General features: G+C 62.2%; 13 protein-coding genes. 10 read left to right on the top strand and 3 right to left on the bottom strand.

Annotation, left to right across the window (positions count from 1 at the left end; genetic code table 11):
- Positions 1–100 precede the first annotated feature (100 nt).
- Entirely contained in the window at positions 101–1,147 is a 1,047-nt protein-coding gene (locus W823_RS57375) for a DUF6745 domain-containing protein (protein ID WP_235189594.1), read from the top strand.
- Between the two features lie 34 nt (positions 1,148–1,181).
- A complete protein-coding gene (locus W823_RS47400) occupies positions 1,182–1,667 on the top strand; it encodes a hypothetical protein (protein WP_023959975.1) in 486 nt (161 codons plus the stop codon).
- A 134-nt stretch (positions 1,668–1,801) separates the two neighbouring features.
- Here W823_RS47400 and W823_RS47405 read toward each other — a convergent pair whose 3' ends face one another.
- Positions 1,802–2,359 (bottom strand): hypothetical protein, encoded by a 558-nt coding sequence (locus W823_RS47405; RefSeq protein ID WP_023959977.1) that lies wholly within the window; start codon positions 2,357–2,359, stop codon positions 1,802–1,804.
- Between the two features lie 270 nt (positions 2,360–2,629).
- Between W823_RS47405 and W823_RS47410 the strand changes: the two genes are divergently transcribed.
- The gene (locus W823_RS47410) at positions 2,630–3,124 is read left to right on the top strand and encodes a hypothetical protein (protein WP_023959979.1); all 495 of its coding nucleotides are present in this window, start codon (positions 2,630–2,632) and stop codon (positions 3,122–3,124) included.
- Between the two features lie 109 nt (positions 3,125–3,233).
- On the opposite strand, the gene W823_RS47415 is transcribed toward W823_RS47410, so the two are convergent.
- Both W823_RS47415 and W823_RS47420 read right to left on the bottom strand, forming a co-directional pair.
- Positions 3,234–3,422 (bottom strand): hypothetical protein, encoded by a 189-nt coding sequence (locus W823_RS47415; RefSeq protein WP_030170007.1) that lies wholly within the window; start codon positions 3,420–3,422, stop codon positions 3,234–3,236.
- Positions 3,423–3,429: 7 nt separating this feature from the next.
- Positions 3,430–5,445, bottom strand: coding sequence for an OPT family oligopeptide transporter (locus tag W823_RS47420; RefSeq protein ID WP_023959984.1), 2,016 nt, complete (start codon positions 5,443–5,445; stop codon positions 3,430–3,432).
- Positions 5,446–5,954: 509 nt separating this feature from the next.
- Here W823_RS47420 and W823_RS47425 point away from each other — a divergent pair.
- The 7 genes from W823_RS47425 to W823_RS47455 all read left to right on the top strand — a co-directional run bounded on the left by W823_RS47425 (position 5,955) and on the right by W823_RS47455 (position 17,335).
- Positions 5,955–8,135 (top strand): molybdopterin-dependent oxidoreductase, encoded by a 2,181-nt coding sequence (locus W823_RS47425; RefSeq protein WP_235189595.1) that lies wholly within the window; start codon positions 5,955–5,957, stop codon positions 8,133–8,135.
- A 371-nt stretch (positions 8,136–8,506) separates the two neighbouring features.
- Positions 8,507–12,235, top strand: a complete 3,729-nt coding sequence (locus tag W823_RS47430; RefSeq protein WP_031332693.1) for a nitrate reductase subunit alpha — start codon at positions 8,507–8,509, stop codon at positions 12,233–12,235.
- Positions 12,235–13,899 (top strand): nitrate reductase subunit beta, encoded by a 1,665-nt coding sequence (gene narH / locus W823_RS47435; RefSeq protein WP_023959990.1) that lies wholly within the window; start codon positions 12,235–12,237, stop codon positions 13,897–13,899. The genes W823_RS47430 and narH overlap by 1 nt, the downstream gene beginning before the upstream one ends.
- Complete coding sequence (gene narJ / locus W823_RS47440) at positions 13,896–14,543, top strand: nitrate reductase molybdenum cofactor assembly chaperone (protein WP_023959993.1); 648 nt, start codon at positions 13,896–13,898, stop codon at positions 14,541–14,543. Before narH ends, narJ begins: the two co-directional genes overlap by 4 nt.
- A gap of 7 nt (positions 14,544–14,550) precedes the next feature.
- The gene (gene narI / locus W823_RS47445) at positions 14,551–15,297 is read left to right on the top strand and encodes a respiratory nitrate reductase subunit gamma (protein WP_023959995.1); all 747 of its coding nucleotides are present in this window, start codon (positions 14,551–14,553) and stop codon (positions 15,295–15,297) included.
- Positions 15,294–16,517, top strand: coding sequence for an MFS transporter (locus tag W823_RS47450; protein ID WP_023959997.1), 1,224 nt, complete (start codon positions 15,294–15,296; stop codon positions 16,515–16,517). The genes narI and W823_RS47450 overlap by 4 nt, the downstream gene beginning before the upstream one ends.
- Before the next feature lie 86 nt (positions 16,518–16,603).
- Positions 16,604–17,335, top strand: a complete 732-nt coding sequence (locus W823_RS47455) for a hypothetical protein (protein ID WP_038253709.1) — start codon at positions 16,604–16,606, stop codon at positions 17,333–17,335.
- Positions 17,336–17,480: the final 145 nt, after the last annotated feature.

Consider the following 17,480-nt stretch of genomic DNA (forward strand, 5'->3'; position numbering starts at 1 on the left):
CGATCTTGAACATCAACGCACCATCGCTGACATTCATGCAGCGTGGCTCGCGCACGCTCTGACTACCGGGCCCAGCGATAGGGTTTCTGCGGAAGCCGCTGTGGCACAGCTATATCGACTGGCAGACCGCCCGGAACCTGAGTTCGTATGGGTGTCATCACCGCCCGCGGGCGCCGACTTGATCATCGCCGACGGACTCGCGTCGTCGGTGCCAATCGTTCACGGCATGCGTCAGTCCGCACATTCCGATGTGGCAGCAGTGATCACCAGGTCGAAAGGACGGATGACGGCGCGAATCGATCCACACCGTCGCGTTCGCCGATTTGGGTGGTGGCAGGCCCCGGTTCCGCCGCCGGATCCCAATCCGGCGCCGAGGGCAAGAGCGCGCCGGGAGATCCGGGATTCGTTGCACACCAGTATTTCTGATGGAATAGCCGCCGCGATCCGTTCCCTTACTCCGCCGATCGCCGGATACGTCACCTGGTATGGGCAACACGAAGTTCCTTGGATCGCGCACTGCGTCGCCGGGCCGCAGTTGGGTCTGACCAGGTATGCGCCGGAAGACGTCGAGATCCTGGACATCCACTGTGCGTTGGCGGAAGCGACAGGATGGTGGTGGCCATTCGACAACGTCTGCGTCATGGCTGAACGGCCCACAGCTTTGCACACCGAACCCACCCCAGATGCGCAATTTGGCCAACGTCGCCTGCATCACGACCATGAACCGGCGATGCAATTCGCCGATCGGAAAGCACTTTACGTGCTCCATGGCACTGTCGTTCCCGAATGGGTGATGCATGATCCGACCGTCGAACGTATCGCTCGCGAACGCAATGTAGAAGTCCGTCGGTGCGCGATCGAGCGCCTCGGCTGGGACGTCTACATCTCGGAGGCTGGTATGACGCTGATCGATCAGGCCGATGATCCCGGGAACTCTGATGGCACTCTGTCGCTCTACGCAACTCCGCCCACCGTGCGCCGGAATGGACGAATACTGCTCGTCCTCAATGGTTCACGGGAACGGGACGGGACTCGTCGACGCTACGGGTTGCCAGTACCGGACGGAATGTCTTCCGCCCTCGACGCCGCTGGCTGGACCTACGGCATCAGCGGCGACGACTACTCACGTCTCGTTCGCCGGACCTGACAAACAACTACCAACAACAACCCAAGGAAATCACATGAACTCCACCATGACCCTGTCCGATCTCACCGCGCTCTCAGGCCTCGAGGTGTTCGACTACCTCGACACCGAGATGTCGATTCCCATCGTCGACGGACTGCAGGCGCAGGGCGACCTCATCGTCACCCCCGCCGACATCTTGCCGATGGTCACTTCGTACCCGAATGCACGTCCCGAACCGGTGCCACAGGCGGGAATTGAACTGCTACGCAGCGCAGCCGGAGGAAATCCACACAGCCTCGTCTCGGAGGCCGGCAACTGCACGTGGACGGCGGGTGTAATCGATCCGAGAGGTCTGGCACTCGGTATCCTCGACACCCACGTGGTTGCGTACCTGATTCATCCCGAGCACGGCGCCACGGGCATCGCACCTGGTCGCTATGTGATCGGGCGTCAGCAGGAGTTCGATACAACCATTCGTCGAACACCGCCGGCCTGGACGAACGATTCGCTCTGGGGGAGTGGGCGACTCGTCGCAGACTAACGCCCGGTATGTGAGATGCCCGCGGAATACCGACAAACTTGATCCGCGGGCCGTCTCGAGGGCGCCTGATCTCGAACAAGTAGGTGCCGCCGGCAGAACCACCGCCATACGACGGTGGTTCTGTCGGCAATGGCCTACTCGTCGTCTGCGTCACCTGAGCAACTTGCAGTCGCGCCTGGGCCGGAGGACGTATTGGTGACAATGACTCGGTCGCCCTGCTTGATCGTGCAGGTAATTGACCCTTGGGATTCAATGCCGTTGCTGGCAATCAACGACACGGACTTCAGGATTCCGGTGACCTCAACTTGTTTGGTCCACGGGATCGCGATATTTGTCTCCTGCGCAGTATCGAGTTCCCCGGTGGTGAACGTCGCCGAGCCGGTCGGCCCATCGCCGGTGATCTCGTAGGTCACCTCAACAACTTCATTCGATTCTTTGTTGACCTCGTTTACTGCGCCGCCTATCAACGCGGCGCAGCTAGCGATGCCTGCGATGATCAGGATGATGATCGCGAGAAGTACCCAAGGCCAGATCTTGCGCTTCTTAGGTGGTTGCTGCGGGGTGTAGTACCCACCCTGCTGCGGATACTGACCCTGCGGATAGGGCTGTCCGCCTTGGTATGGATTGTTCTGCTGTCCGTCCCCGTACGGGTTGAACGGCTGTCCTTGGTTGGGTGGTTGCTGGTCGGGCATTGAAAGCGTGCTCCTCGTGCAGTGGTGTGTTTTACGTAGGGAACCACACAAGTGTTGATGAACTGGTGGGGACGGAAATATCTGCAGCAGAGGAGGTTTCGTTGAGCTAAGTGCATCTATTCGTACGATAGACAAATGCAACCACTTCCCGTAAGTGACTCTACTTCGGTGGAGCTACTGCCGGCGAAGTGGTCGGGGGACGTGGGTGATCCGAGCCGCCGGGAGGATTGCCGGGCTGCTCAATGACTCAACATGTAAGACTTCGTACCCATGAGCCGTCGTAAGGTGCATCTGGTAGCCCGTATCACCGGCCATGCCGCCTGGTGGGCGTTTGTGGTCGCCACGTTGTTCGCCGGAGGAATCACCTGGCTCGGTGACGATCACGAGTACCAACACCCGCCGTTCCTTCTTCGGTCGGACGAATGGATGGTGTACTCGACGGTGCCGGATTCATCAACAGCCACCGCGGATTATGTCGATGTGGCCGTGGCCCTTCCATATGAATGGTGGAAGGATGGCGAACTGCTCTCGGCGGCAATGTTTGTGGTGGTGATGAGTGCCGCTGTGGTTGAGGCGACTGCAGCTCGTCGACTATGGCAAGGGTTGATCACCGTGGGGGCGCCATGTGTTGCCTTGGGTCTGCTTGTGATTGCGACTCCCGACACGGCCGCCGAACCGGATATGACGACCGCGCTGGTTCTGGTACTGCTGGCCGTCACCGTGCGTGAGGTCTGGGCGCGATGCTTCGCGCCCCGGGCAGTCTGAACTGGGTCAACAGATTTAGTTCGGGAAGGCCGGCACACGAACGACAGCGCTCCCGGGCATGCCGAACAGCCGACCCAGTCAGCCGCTCACTTCCGAAGCCCGTTGGTCCTCACGCAAATGTCGTGGCACTCAAGACCGCAACAACCACACCCGCAACCACCAACACACCCACAACCGTGGCCATGATCCAGGCCAGTCGACGCCGGTGTTTGGTGGCGGCGTTGATGCCGACTCCGATGCCGACGAGGATCGCCACCGAATACAACGAGATACTGAGAGTCAGTGCTGCAGGAGAAATGGCGCACTCACCCCTTGTCCAGCTTGACCGACTCGCCCTCGGCCGGCTTGGCCGCGATCTGCTGGGTCTTCTTGTACAGCCACGCGATAACGGCGACGAAGACGATCACACCGAGGTACTCGGAGATGTTCTCGAATCCGCTGCCGACGATGGCGAGTGGGCTCTCGTCGTCGGTCGCGGCGACGATGCCGGCGAACACCACACCGAAGAGGCTCTCACCGACGATGAGGCCGGTGGCCAACAGGACGCCCATGCGCTTCTTGCGTTCCACCTCGACGCCGGACTTCTCGGCCCACTTGTTGTAGAAGGTGCCGAGGATGGCGCCGATCGGGATGACCAAGGTCAGCGAGATGGGCAGGTACATACCCATACCCACGGCGAGCGGCGGCAGACGGAACTTGCTGTTGGTCGTCCGGGTCAGCACCTCGTCGACAACGATGATGGCGATACCGATGAGCGCACCGACGCCGATCAGGTTCCAGTCGAGGTCGGAACCGAACACGCCCTTGGCGAGCGAAGAGATCAGTGCAGCTTGCGGGGCCGCTAGAGCGTCGTCGGTGGCGCCCGGGGCGCCGACGAATCCGAAGGCCGTCTGCATCAGCTGCAGGATCGGCGGGATCACGGCGGAACCGAACAGCACACCGATCACCAACGCCACCTGCTGCTTCCAGGGCGTGGCACCCACGAGCTGACCGGTCTTGAGGTCTTGGAGGTTGTCGTTGGAAATGGTCGCGACACCAAAGATCACCGCCGTGGTGAACAGCGTGAACGCGATCAGAGCAGTGTTCTGAGCGTCGGTGGCATCGCCGTACACCATCTTGATGAGCAGGGCGGCGATGAGGACAACAAGAATGCCAACCCCGGAAATCGGGCTGTTGGACGACCCAATGAGGCCGGCCATGTAACCACACACCGCCGCGACCACGAGCCCGATCACGAACACCAAAATGATGCTGACAGCGATGATTCCGGTGGCCGTACCGTGCAATGCGGTGTTGTGCACAAAGTCCCACAGGAGTAGCCCGATGGGGATCAGGGCCACCACGATGACAAGCCCGACGTAGGTGATGGGGATGTCCTGCTCGGTCAGCTCGACAGACGATCCCTTACGGCGACTTCTGGCCGACACCATGGCTGTCTTGATGCCCTTGATGATCGGGCCGATGATCTTGAGCAGGGTCCAGATCGCGGCAACCGCGATGGCGCCGGCGCCCACGAACCGAACATCCGAAGAGAAGATGCTGCCGACCCCGTCGAGCAGGGTCTCGCCTGCGGGCAGGTGTCCGTTGCTCTGGATGGGCAGGATGATGCCGAACGAGATGACCAGGCCGATGAGCATGGCGATACCGACGGTCAGTCCGACGAGATGACCCACGCCGATCAGGGCCAGCGACAAGCTGGCGCCCCACATCGTCCCGCCTGCACCGACTTTGACCGCACCGGCCAATGAGTTGCTGATGATCTTGAGGTTCGCGAGAAGGTTGAACGCAGCGGCAACCACCGACCCGATCAGGATGATCCGCAGCCCGCCCCTGTTTTCCTCGGCGCCCTGGGTGGTGTCGCCTACCCGGAGCACCTCGGCCGCCGCCACCCCTTCGGGATAGGGCAGATCAGATCCCGTCACCAACGCTCGGCGTAGCGGGATCGAGTACATGACGCCGAGGATGCCGCCGATGGCGCACACCGCCACAGTGATCCAGTAAGGGAAGCCGGTCCACCAGCCGACCATGATCAAACCGGGCAACACGAAGATGATCGCCGAGAGCGTGCCCGCAGCCGACGCGATGGTCTGCACGATGTTGTTCTCGACAACGGTGTGGTTGGCGAAGTAGCGCAAGATGCTCATCGAGATGACGGCCGCGGGGATCGCCGTGGCGAAGGTGAGTCCCACCTTCAAGCCGAGATACACGTTGGCGGCCGTGAACACGAGGGTGATCAGTCCGCCCAGGATGATTCCCCGGACAGTCAGTTCCCGTAGTCCGGGCGACTTCTTGTCCGTGACGGTTGCGTCCTCTGTGGACATGTTGCTACCCCTCATCTTGAACGGGTCTGGTGATCATTAGCCGCCGAAACAAAAGCATCGTTGACCGTGACACTGTAATCCCGTACGCACCCGGGTGAACCACTCACGTCGAAATCGCCGCCAGAAGTCGAGAACGTGGTCGCATATGGCCTGGTCCGTGCACGTCTGAGGTCGGACACCGTGCCAGTACAACGCTCCCAGGGCCTGTTGGGGCTTGTGGCTTCCGCAGAACGGGACCACCGTCGTTCGCCGGGCCCGGCTGATCCTCGGCGTCCCTGGTGGAGTCGGTCCTCGTCGCCGTGGTCGGACTCGCCGACGCGGGAGGCGCGGGCGCCGCAGCGGGCTTCTTCCATACGCCGGCTGAGGTCCCGACAGCCCCGGAACCCGTCCGCCTGACCTCGTCACCTTTAATCCCCATTTCACCCGGGTGCAACATGAGGCGCGCTACTAGAAGGGTCGAAGTCTTTCGCCAACGCCCTCACTCCAAACTGCCCTTGGAGGACAGCCACATGACTCTTGTGCCCGAAATGGACTCCGTTGTAGGTAAAGAACTGACGATCGTCCGGGGTGCCTGCCCGCACGATTGTCCCGACACCTGCGCCATGCTCTATCACGTCGAAGACGGCAAACTCGTTGACGTCAAAGGGGATAAGGAACACCCGATGACCCGAGGTGGCCTCTGCGTCAAACTCAAGAACTTCCCTGAGCACCACTACCAGGCCGACCGATTGATGACGCCCATGCGACGCGTCGGGCCCAAGGGCGCTGGTGAGTTCGAACCGATCACGTGGGACGAGGCCCTCGCCGAGATCAAGGAACGCTGGACCGCGATCATCGACGAATACGGCAGCCAGGCGATCATGCCGCACGCCTACCTCGGTCATCAGGGTGTGCTCAACGGCCTCACCTCCGGCGATGCATTCTTCAACCGTCTCGGTTCCACGGTGGCGGAGAAGACGTACTGCGAGTCGGGCTCGTCGACGGCGTGGCACATGACCGTCGGTGGAACAGGTGGCCTCGACATCGAATCGATGGCCCACTCCAAGTACGTCATCGTGTGGGGCATGAACATGACCAGCACCAATTTGCACGGCTGGCCGTTCTTGCTCGAGGCTCGTAAGAACAATGGCGCCAAGATCGTTGTCATCGACCCGGTGCGCACTCGCACTGCGCGACAAGCAGATTGGCATATCCCGATCAAACCCGGGACCGACGGCGCGTTGGCGATGGGTCTGATCAACCAGATCATCGAACAGGGCCTGACCGATACCGACTACGTCGAGAAGTACACCGTTGGTTACGCCGAGCTCGGCGAGCGCGCCGCGAAGTACTCACCCGAGTACGTCTCGGAGATCACGGGTATTCCCGCCGACGACATCCGAACTCTGGCGCGTGAATACGCGACCAGCCAGCCGGCGGCCATCCGGCAGGGTGTGGCGCTCGAGCGCAGTCGTGGGGGTGGCCAGGCGATCAGGGCGATCACCTGTCTGCCCGCACTCGTCGGTGCGTGGCGCCATGTGGGCGGCGGAACGATGGAGATGCCGATCTGGGAGTTCCCCACCAAGTTCGATGCCATCTGCATGCCCGAGTGGATTCCTGAGGGAACCCGGGTGATCAACGAGTTGGACCTCGGCATGGCCCTCACCGGTGAGATGCCGCTCGACCCGCCGCTGAAGTCGTTGTTCGTCTACAACTCAAACCCGGTGTCGCAGGGGCCCGCTCAGAGCAAGACCATGAACGGGCTGATGCGCGACGACCTGTTCACCGTGGTCAGCGACCACTTCATCAACGACACAGCGAAGTTCGCCGACATCGTGTTGCCGGCAACCATGCAAGCCGAGCAACTCGACATCATGGTCACGTGGGGTCACCTCTACATCTCGCTCAATCAGCCGGCGATCGAACCGCCGGGTGAGTGTGTGCCGAACGTCGAACTGTTCCGCCGCCTCGCCAAGACGATGGGCTTCGATGACGACTACTGGAATCGGACCGATGAGCAGATGCTGATCGACTTCCACGACTGGGACGCGCCGGCGCTGGAAGGCATCACGTTTGAGAAGCTCACGGAGGTCGGCTGGATGCGGCTCAATGTCGGGATGCCCGATGTCCGGGCTCCGCACGCGGAAGGCAACTTCCCAACGCCGTCCGGTAAGTGTGAGTTCAAGTCGAGCCTGGCCGAAGGCGGCAACTTTGTTGTCCCGGTGTGGCGTTCGATGTATGAGGGAATGCAACCCGGCGGGTACATCGACCCGCTGCCCGACTACATTCCGCCGTTCGAGTCGCCCGACTCGAATCCTGAGCTTGCCGCGAAGTACCCGCTGAGCATCGTCTCGCCGAAGCCGCATGCGTTTCTGAACAGCCAATACGGCAACGCGTCTGACAAACAGGCCGTACAGGGAATGCAGCAGGTGTTCATTCATCCCGCCGATGCCGCCGAACGCGGAATCGCGGCAGGAGACCTGGTGCGGGTGTTCAACGACCGCGGCACGTTTCAGGGCCCGGCGGCGCTGGACGACAGTGTGATGCCTGGATTGGTGATGGCGAATGTCGGACATTGGCAGAACAAGAGCTCGGGGTCCACCGTCAACTCGATCACCGCTGACCGGCATTCGACACTCGGCAACTCGGGTGTGTACTCCGACAACCTGGTGGACGTCGAGAAGGTTGATGCGCCCGCGGTCGCGGTCTGATGGCAGACCGGATCTGCCATCGGACCAAACAACAAGACGCAGGCCCTTGCGGACGGACCCGATCACATCGAGGTGACCGCTCATAAATGACGTCGAGTCTGCCCAGGTAACAGAAGTGCGTGAGTGAATTGGGGCCCATATGTATCGAAATCGAGGCCAGTGAAAACGTATTACTGGCGCACGGAACCGCCGCTGATCTGGTGTTATGCGTAGTCAGATGGGCAGTACGACATCAAGTATGAAACCCACCTGTGTCATTCAAGATATTCAATAGAAAGTCAATATTAGGAAATACTACGTTGTCCGAATAGTTACTTGATTTTCGTTCTCAAAATGCCATGCGAAACAATTCATCTTCGTATGGTGGGCTCATGGCCCGGTCAACGGATATGACGCCAAACGGGGTTCAGGGCGAGGCAGCCAAGGCCCTCCTCGACGTCGGCAGGTTCTTCACCCGGTGGGATGAGAGCGACGACGGCCGCATGGTGTTCCGGGAGGGCGGCCGTGCGGGTGACGTATTCTACCGCGACCGATGGAGCCACGACAAGATCGTCCGATCCACCCACGGAGTGAATTGCACCGGGTCGTGTTCATGGAAGGTGTACGTCAAAGACGGCATCATCACCTGGGAGACGCAGGAGACCGATTACCCATCGGTCGGCCCGGACCGGCCAGAGTACGAGCCTCGTGGATGCCCCCGAGGTGCCGCGTTCTCGTGGTACACCTATTCGCCCACTCGGGTCCGGCACCCCTACGCCCGCGGCGTACTCGTGGAGATGTACCGCGCCGCGAAGGCCCGCGTTGGCGACCCGGTGCTCGCCTGGGCCGATGTGGTCGGCGACCCGATGCGCCGGAGGTCCTACCAACAGGCGCGGGGCAAGGGCGGCCTGGTCCGGGTGTCGTGGGACGAGGCCATCGAGATGGCAGCCGCGGCTCACGTCCACACCATCAAGACCTACGGACCCGACCGCTGTGCCGGCTTTTCGCCCATCCCGGCGATGTCGATGGTGTCGCACTGTGTGGGCACCCGATTCATCCAGCTCATCGGCGGCGTCATGACGTCGTTCTACGACTGGTACGCCGACCTCCCGGTCGCCAGCCCGCAGGTGTTCGGCGACCAGACCGATGTGCCCGAATCCGGCGACTGGTGGGACGCCACCTATCTGATGATGTGGGGTTCGAACGTCCCGGTCACGCGCACGCCTGACGCGCACTGGATGGCCGAGGTGCGTTACCGCGGAACAAAAGTCGTCACCGTCAGCCCCGACTACGCCGACAACAGCAAGTTCGCCGACGAATGGCTACCCGCGCAGGCAGGTACCGACGCGGCGCTCGCGATGGCGATGGGTCACGTGATCCTCACCGAGTTCTTCGCTCGAGACTCGGTGCCGTTCTTCAACAACTACATCAAGACCTACAGCGATCTGCCGTTCCTCATCCACCTCGATGAGCATGACGGCGCCTACGTACCCGGAAAGTTCGTCACCGCAGATGAACTCGCGGCACTGCCCGATGGTGCGGCGCCCGAGGACGATGTGTGGAAAACGGTTGTCCTCGACAAGAACACCGGTGAGCCCGTGGTGCCGAACGGGTCGCTCGGCTTCCGATTCTCGAAGTCGGGAGAGGGCCGGTGGAATCTCGACCTCGACGACATCGAACCGACCCTCACGCTGCTCGGCCGCGACGGTACCGACGCCGTCGAGATCTTGCTCCCGGCCTTCGAGGCCCCGGATGGTTCCGGCTCGATTCTGCGACGGGGTGTTCCGGCGACGAGGGTCAACGGCGCGTTGGTGACCACCGTCTTCGATCTGATGTTCGCGCAATACGGCGTTGCTCGTGACGGTTTGCCGGGGGAGTGGCCGACCGGTTATGACGACGTCAGCACGCCGTATACACCCGCGTGGCAGGCCGAGATCACCGGAGTTCCTGCGGAAGCGGCGATCCGGGTGGCCCGTGAGTTCGCCACCAACTCGATCGATTCGGGTGGGCGCTCGATGATCATCATGGGAGCCGGTATCTGTCAGTGGTTCCATGGCGACGCGACGTACCGAGCCATCCTGTCGCTGCTGATCCTCACCGGCTGCATGGGCCGCAACGGTGGTGGCTGGGCTCACTATGTGGGGCAGGAGAAGTGCCGACCCATCACCGGATGGATCTCGCTGGCCAATGCGCTCGACTGGTCGCGGCCGCCGCGCACCATGACGGGAACGTCGTACTGGTACATGCACACCGACCAGTGGCGCAACGACGGCTACTCCGCCGCGTCGCTCGCTTCACCGTTGTCCCGAGGAACACTCGCCCACCAACACACCGCCGACGCCATCGCGCAATCGGCTCGTCTTGGCTGGATGCCGTTCTACCCCCAATTCGACCGCAACCCACTCGATCTCGCCGATGAGGCGAGTGCTGCGGTGGACGCCGGAGCTGCGGATTCGGTCGGTGGCTATGTGGCCGAGAAGCTGCACGACGGTGGGCTCACCCCGGCGATCACTGATGTCGATGCGCCGGAGAACTGGCCCCGGACGCTGGTGCTGTGGCGCTCGAACCTGATGGGGTCGTCGGCCAAGGGCAACGAGTACTTCCTGCGTCACCTGCTGGGTACCCACCACAACGTGTTGGGGACCGAGAATCCCGAGACGCCCCGGCCGCGCGACGTGAAGTGGCATGACGAGGCCCCCGAGGGCAAGCTCGACCTGCTGATGTCGGCGGACTTCCGGATGACATCCACAACACTGTTGTCCGACATCGTGTTTCCGGCCGCCACGTGGTACGAGAAGCACGATCTGTCGTCCACCGACATGCATCCGTTTGTGCATGCCTTCTCGCCCGCGATCGATCCGCCGTGGGAAGCCAAGTCCGACTTCGATCTGTTTCACACCCTGGCAGAAAAGTTCTCGGCCATGGCCAAGACCCATCTCGGAGTGCGGCATGACCTGGTCAGCGTTCCGATGCAGCACGACACCCCCGGTGAGATCGCGCAGCCGCACGGTCGGGTGATGGATTGGCAGGGCGCCCCGGACCCGGGAACGCCAGGCAAGAACATGCCGAACTTCACCGTGGTGGAACGTGATTACACCGCCATCGCCGACAAGCTCGCCGCCGTCGGGCCGCTGGCGGACAAGCTCGGCTTCACGGTCAAGAACGTCACCTACGACCTGGCCGAGCAGAGCGAACACCTGGCGTCGGTCAACGGTGTGATGCTCGGCGGTGCCGCCGATGGTCGCCCCGCCCTCGACACCGACGTCAAACTCGCCGAAGCAATCTTGACGTTCTCTGGCACCACCAACGGCGCGGTGGCCGTAGACGGATTCGAGAAGCTGCAAAAACGTGTGGGCAAGCGCCTCGTCGACCTCGCAGGCGGCTCGGAGGAGAAGCGGATCACGTTCGCCGACACCCAGCGTGCACCCGTGCCGGTGATCACCTCGCCGGAGTGGTCGGGTTCGGAAACCGGCGGGCGCAGGTATGCGCCGTTCACGGTGAACATCGAGCGGCTCAAGCCTTTCCACACACTCACCGGCCGCATGCACTTCTATCTCGACCACGACTGGATGATCGACATGGGTGAAGCGTTGCCGATCTACCGGCCACCGCTTGACATGCATCGCCTGTTCGGTGAACCCCGGTTGGGGCCCGACGGCGCGCAACAGGTCACGGTCCGCTACCTCACGCCACATTCCAAGTGGTCGATCCACTCCGAGTACCAGGACAACCTGTTCATGCTGTCGCTGTCGCGGGGTGGGCCGACCGCCTGGCTCAGTCCGGAGGATGCCGCCGCCATCGACGTGTCCGACAACGACTGGATCGAGTGTGTCAACGCCAATGGTGTTCTCGTATGCCGGGCCATCGTGAGTCACCGGATGCCGGCAGGAGTGGCGTACGTCTACCACGTGCAGGAGCGCACCATCGACGTTCCGAAGTCCGAGGCGACCGGACGCCGGGGCGGTATCCACAATTCGGCCACCCGGTTACTCGTGAAGCCAACGCACCTGATCGGCGGCTATGCCCAACTGTCGTACGCCTTCAACTATCTCGGGCCGGCAGGCAATCAACGCGACATGGTGGCCACCATTCGCAAACGCAGCCAGGAGGTGACGTTCTGATGCGAGTCATGGCGCAGGTCGGCATGGTGATGAACCTCGACAAGTGCATCGGATGCCATACGTGCTCGGTGACGTGTAAACAGGCCTGGACCAATCGGGCCGGCACCGAATACGTCTGGTTCAACAACGTCGAGACGCGTCCCGGTCAGGGTTACCCGCGGCGGTATGAAGATCAGGAGAAGTGGCGCGGCGGTTGGCATCTCAATGCCAAGGGCAAGCTACGTCTGCGCACAGGCGGGCGATTGCAGAAGCTGTGGACCCTGTTCGCCAGTCCGGTCCAACCGACCATTGCGGACTACTACGAGCCGTGGACCTATGACTACCAGACACTCATCGACGCCCCGCTAGGCGATGACTTCCCGGTGGCCCGTCCCAAATCGTTGCTGACCGGTGAGGACACCAAGATCTCCTGGTCGGCCAACTGGGACGACAACCTCGGTGGCTCAACCGCATACGGCGACCTCGATCCCATCGTCGAAAAGCTGCGTCGCGAGTCCGAAGAAGCGATCAAGTTCAGCTTCGAGCAGACCTTCATGTTCTACCTGCCGCGCATCTGCGAGCACTGTCTCAATCCGTCGTGCATGGCTTCCTGCCCGAGCGGCGCCATCTACAAACGCAGCGAAGACGGCATCGTCCTGGTTGATCAAGACCAGTGCCGCGGTTGGCGCCAGTGCATCACCGGATGTCCGTACAAAAAGATGTATTTCAACCACAAGTCGGGAAAGGCCGAGAAGTGCACGCTCTGCTACCCGCGCATCGAAGTCGGGCAGCCGACGGTGTGCTCGGAGACGTGCGTCGGACGTCTGCGCTATCTCGGCATCTTCCTGTACGACGCCGACGCGGTGACCGACGCAGCCTCGACAGCGGACGAAAAAGACTTGTACGAGGCGCAACTCGACCTGTTGCTCGATCCGAATGATCCCGAGGTGATCGCGGCGGCGCGCATCGACGGAATCCCCGACGACTGGCTGGACGCAGCCCGCCGATCACCGGTGTACGCGCTGGCCAAGAAGTACCGCGTCGCGTTGCCCCTGCATCCGGAATACCGCACCATGCCGATGGTCTGGTACGTCCCGCCGCTCTCGCCGATCGTCGACCTGCTTGCCGACCAGGGCCACGATGCGGAGAGCTCCGGCACGTTGTTCGGTGCGATCGAGGCGTTGCGCATCCCGGTCGAGTACCTTGCTGAACTGTTCACTGCGGGAGACACCGACGTGATCGACAGGGTTCTCAAACGGCTCGCGGCCATGCGTGCCTACATGCGAGACGTCACCCTCGGCCGGGAGCCGAATCCTGACATTCCCGCTGCGGTCGGTATGTCTGAGGAGGAGGTGTACGAGATGTACCGCCTGATGGCCATCGCGAAATGCGAAGACCGCTACGTGATCCCGACTGCCCATCTCGAGCAGGCCGAGCAACTCGACGAGATGGCGTGCGCGCTGGACTACGAAGAGGGCCCCGGAATGTTCGAATCCGGTGCGTTCGGAGAGGCCAGTGGCCGGCCCGCCCCGGTGTCGGTGGAGACGTTCCACGCTCTTAAGCAACGGCAGACCACCAACACTGCAGCGGGGGAGGCGAGCATGGCAGGCCGCGTGAACCTGCTGAACTGGGACGGAAACGGTGTCCCGAACGGCATGTTCCCCGGACCTTCGGAGCAGCGATGAGGTGGCTACGCGGCACGCGCGGTATCGACCACTGGGTGATCTATCAGGTCGCGTCGTGGTGTCTGAGCTATCCGGATGAACAGTTGTTGTCGAAAGTTGCACTGCTGCAGGCAGCTCTGGACGAGCATCCCGACCGAAACACCGCCACGCCGCTGCATCGTTTCGTCGACTACCTGGCCAGTGTTGACGCCGAGGCCATCCGCCGCGAGTACGTCGACGTCTTCGACCTGTCGAACAAGCGGACGTTGTACCTGTCGTATTGGACCGACGGTGATACCAGGCGCAGGGGAGCAGTGTTAGGCGAGTTCAAGCAGATGTACCGCGACAGCGGGTATCTCGTCGATCTGCACGGTGAGTTGCCCGACCATCTGCCCGTGGTGCTCGAATACTGCGCACGCGCTGATCCTGCGGCTGCCCAGGAACTCCTCGCCAAGTACCGGGCGGCCCTGGAACTCATCCGATTCGGACTTCTCGACTCGGGTTCACCCTACGTTGATGTGTTGACCGCCGTGTGCTCGGCAGTGCCAGGTGCCTCGCCGACGGACCGTCAATCCGCGATGGCCATGCGACCGTCCATCCCGATGGAAACCGTTGGCCTCGAACCGTTCGACCCCCGCCTGCTACCCATTGCGGAGACGAGGTGAGTAAGACGTGGACATCTTCCTGTGGGGCGTCATCCCATACCTGACCCTGGCCCTTCTCATCGGCGGCACGATTTGGCGCTACCGATACGACAAGTTCGGCTGGACCACGCGGTCATCGGAGTTGTACGAATCGCGACTGCTGCGCATCGGGTCGCCCCTCTTCCATTTCGGGATCCTGGTGGTGATCATCGGCCACGCCATCGGCCTGGTGATCCCCGAATCCTTCACCGAGGCAGTGGGTGTGACCGAAGACCTCTACCATCTGAACTCCGCGTTCTTCGGCATCATCGCGGGCGTGTGCACCTTGGTCGGTCTGGTCATCTTGATCTATCGGCGCCGCACTGTCGGACCGGTGTTCATGGCCACCACGCGCAACGACAAGGTGATGTATCTGGTTCTCACGGCGGCGCTGCTGCTGGGTCTGTACTGCACGTTTCTCGGCGTTGTCCCCGGCCAAAAAGGTGTCAACTACCGGGAGACGGTATCGCCGTGGTTCCGCTCCATCTTCTACTTCAATCCGGACGTCGCGGCGATGAACAACGCGCCGTTGAGGTTTCATATCCACGTTCTCGTCGGAATGCTGGTGTTCGCGATGGTGCCCTTCACCCGGCTGGTGCACATGTTCACCGCACCCGTGCACTATCTGTTCCGGCCGTACATCGTCTATCGCAGTCGTGACCAGCACTCGTCCCCTGGCAACCAGCAGTACCGACGCGGATGGGCGCCGGTCGGAGTGAAGGACCGTGAACGATGACCACCTCCACAGAGACAACCGTGCCGGTTGACCGGCGCGCGCAGACACTCAATCTTGTCCTCGCCACCACCGCGTTCACCATCAGCTTCTGGGCGTGGAACCTGATCGGTCCGTTGGGGGTTCGGTATACCGCCGACATGGATCTGTCATCCACCGCCAAATCAGTGTTGGTGGCGATCCCGATTCTGGTGGGGTCGCTGGGGCGCATCCTCACCGGTGCGCTCACCGACCGACTCGGCGGGCGAGTGATGTTTCCGGTTCTGCTGCTGGCCTCGGTGCCGTTTGTCATCCTGGTGGCCATCGGCGGGCATTTCGACAACTACACGATCCTGGTGGTGGCGGGATTCTTCCTCGGTATCGCGGGTACGTCGTTTGCGGTCGGCATCCCATTTGTCAACGCCTGGTACGACAAGTCGCGCCGAGGTTTTGCCACCGGCATCTTCGGCGCGGGCATGGGCGGCACCGCACTGTCGGCCTTCTTCACCCCGCGCTTTGTCCAGTGGTTCGGATACGTGACCACCCACGTGATCATCGCTGTGGCACTTGTGGTGGTCGCTGCTATCTGCTGGATGCTGATGCGGGACTCACCCCGGTGGTCGGCGAATCACGATGCGGTGGTGCCCAAACTGATCGGCGCTGCCAAGCTGCCGATCACTTGGCAGATGGGATTTCTCTACGCCGCGGCGTTCGGTGGATTCGTCGCCTTCTCGACGTACCTTCCGACCTACCTGAACGACGTGTACGGCTTCGACCTCGAGGCAGCCGGAACCCGCACCGCAGGCTTCGCGATCGCGGCGGTGGTCGCACGGCCGCTCGGTGGCATCTTGTCGGATCGCTTCGGGGCCCGTCTCATCACCGTGATCTCGTGTGCCGGCGCGTCCGTCCTGGCGATCTGGATGATCACCAAACCGCCCCTGGAGATCCCCGCCGGCCTTGACTTCGTTCTCATGGCGTTGTGCATGGGGCTCGGGTCAGGATCTGTCTTCAGTTGGGTGGCCAAGGAGGCGCCACAGGAGCGAGTCGGCTCGGTGACCGGAATTGTCGGTGCCGCAGGCGGACTCGGTGGCTTCTTCCCCCCGCTACTGATGGGGGCTACCTACAACGCCGAGGATCACAGCTACACGGTGGGGCTGACTCTCCTGGTCATCGTGTCCGCGCTGGCTGCGGTGTATACGGCGTTCGGTATCCGGCACCGGAAGTCGGAGAACGCCGCCGTCTGAGCGGTCCCCGTTGTCGTATGCCGACGCTACTGTCTCCCCACGTGTTGCCCATGGGGATGGGTGACGTCAATCAAGGGGGGAACAGTATGTCGTCAGGGGTGGATGTTCGGATCGAGGCGTTGGTGGATGCCTTCGAGCGTGATCTGGGAGACGAGGCTTTGTGGATCAAGCCGAGGGCTTATCCAGAGTCGTTGGCGCTGTGCATCATCGACTCGATCTACTCGACCGGGGCTCAGTACGGTCAGGTGGCCAACATCGTCGATCGGTATCGCTCGTATCGAACGGGGCAGGGTGGGAATGCGGACCTCGACGGGCCGGCGGAGTTGCTCGCGACGTTCGATGAGCTGGGGAGCACGCAGGCGTGGGCCGAACAGATCGGTAACCGTCGGCCGACGTCGACGACGCCAGGTGCGCCGTTGAAGGCCGAAGCCGTTCGGGACGGTGCGAGCCGCCTTGTCGGACTGGGGATCCGGTCGGTCGAAGAACTACGGCTGACAGCAGAGTCCGACGCCATCGATGTGGTCAACAAGTCGTGGCGCGAGGTGCCCGGCCAGCGGTCGGGCGTGACGTGGGCGTATGTGCTGATGCTCGCGGGAATACCCGGTGCCAAAGCGAATCGACTGGTGGTCGAGTACGTGGCCGACGTGCTCGAGCTTCCGGTAGGTGAGGTCGATGCGCGATCGGTCAGCGGGTGGATTCGTGACGTGGCGAAGACGAAGGGATGGAACAGCATTCACACCGAACACGCCATCTGGCGGTTGCAGACCCGACGTCCGGTGAGTGAATCGGTGGTTGAAGTGGCTGACGTGGCCGGGTAGGAGGGTGCTGCAGAAGTCGGAGGGAGTGGGGCGTTGCCGTATTCCCTCCGACTTCGTGTGGTTCCTCCGGTTGTAGTCGGAGGGTGTGGCTGAAGTCGGAGGTTGTGGGGGCCGGGGTGTGGTGGTGTTGTGGGCCTCGGCTGTG

The sequence above is a fragment of the Williamsia sp. D3 genome (assembly GCF_000506245.1).
Taxonomy (GTDB): domain Bacteria; phylum Actinomycetota; class Actinomycetes; order Mycobacteriales; family Mycobacteriaceae; genus Williamsia; species Williamsia muralis.

Coding starts and splice junctions, on each gene's coding strand:
- W823_RS47430 (WP_031332693.1), top strand. CDS start 8,507: ATGGCCCGGTCAACGGATATGACGCCAAACGGGGTTCAGGGCGAGGCA.
- W823_RS47400 (WP_023959975.1), top strand. CDS start 1,182: ATGAACTCCACCATGACCCTGTCCGATCTCACCGCGCTCTCAGGCCTC.
- W823_RS47410 (WP_023959979.1), top strand. CDS start 2,630: ATGAGCCGTCGTAAGGTGCATCTGGTAGCCCGTATCACCGGCCATGCC.
- W823_RS47425 (WP_235189595.1), top strand. CDS start 5,955: ATGACTCTTGTGCCCGAAATGGACTCCGTTGTAGGTAAAGAACTGACG.
- narH (WP_023959990.1), top strand. CDS start 12,235: ATGCGAGTCATGGCGCAGGTCGGCATGGTGATGAACCTCGACAAGTGC.
- W823_RS47450 (WP_023959997.1), top strand. CDS start 15,294: ATGACCACCTCCACAGAGACAACCGTGCCGGTTGACCGGCGCGCGCAG.
- W823_RS47405 (WP_023959977.1), bottom strand. CDS start 2,359: ATGCCCGACCAGCAACCACCCAACCAAGGACAGCCGTTCAACCCGTAC.
- narJ (WP_023959993.1), top strand. CDS start 13,896: ATGAGGTGGCTACGCGGCACGCGCGGTATCGACCACTGGGTGATCTAT.
- W823_RS47455 (WP_038253709.1), top strand. CDS start 16,604: ATGTCGTCAGGGGTGGATGTTCGGATCGAGGCGTTGGTGGATGCCTTC.
- W823_RS47420 (WP_023959984.1), bottom strand. CDS start 5,445: ATGTCCACAGAGGACGCAACCGTCACGGACAAGAAGTCGCCCGGACTA.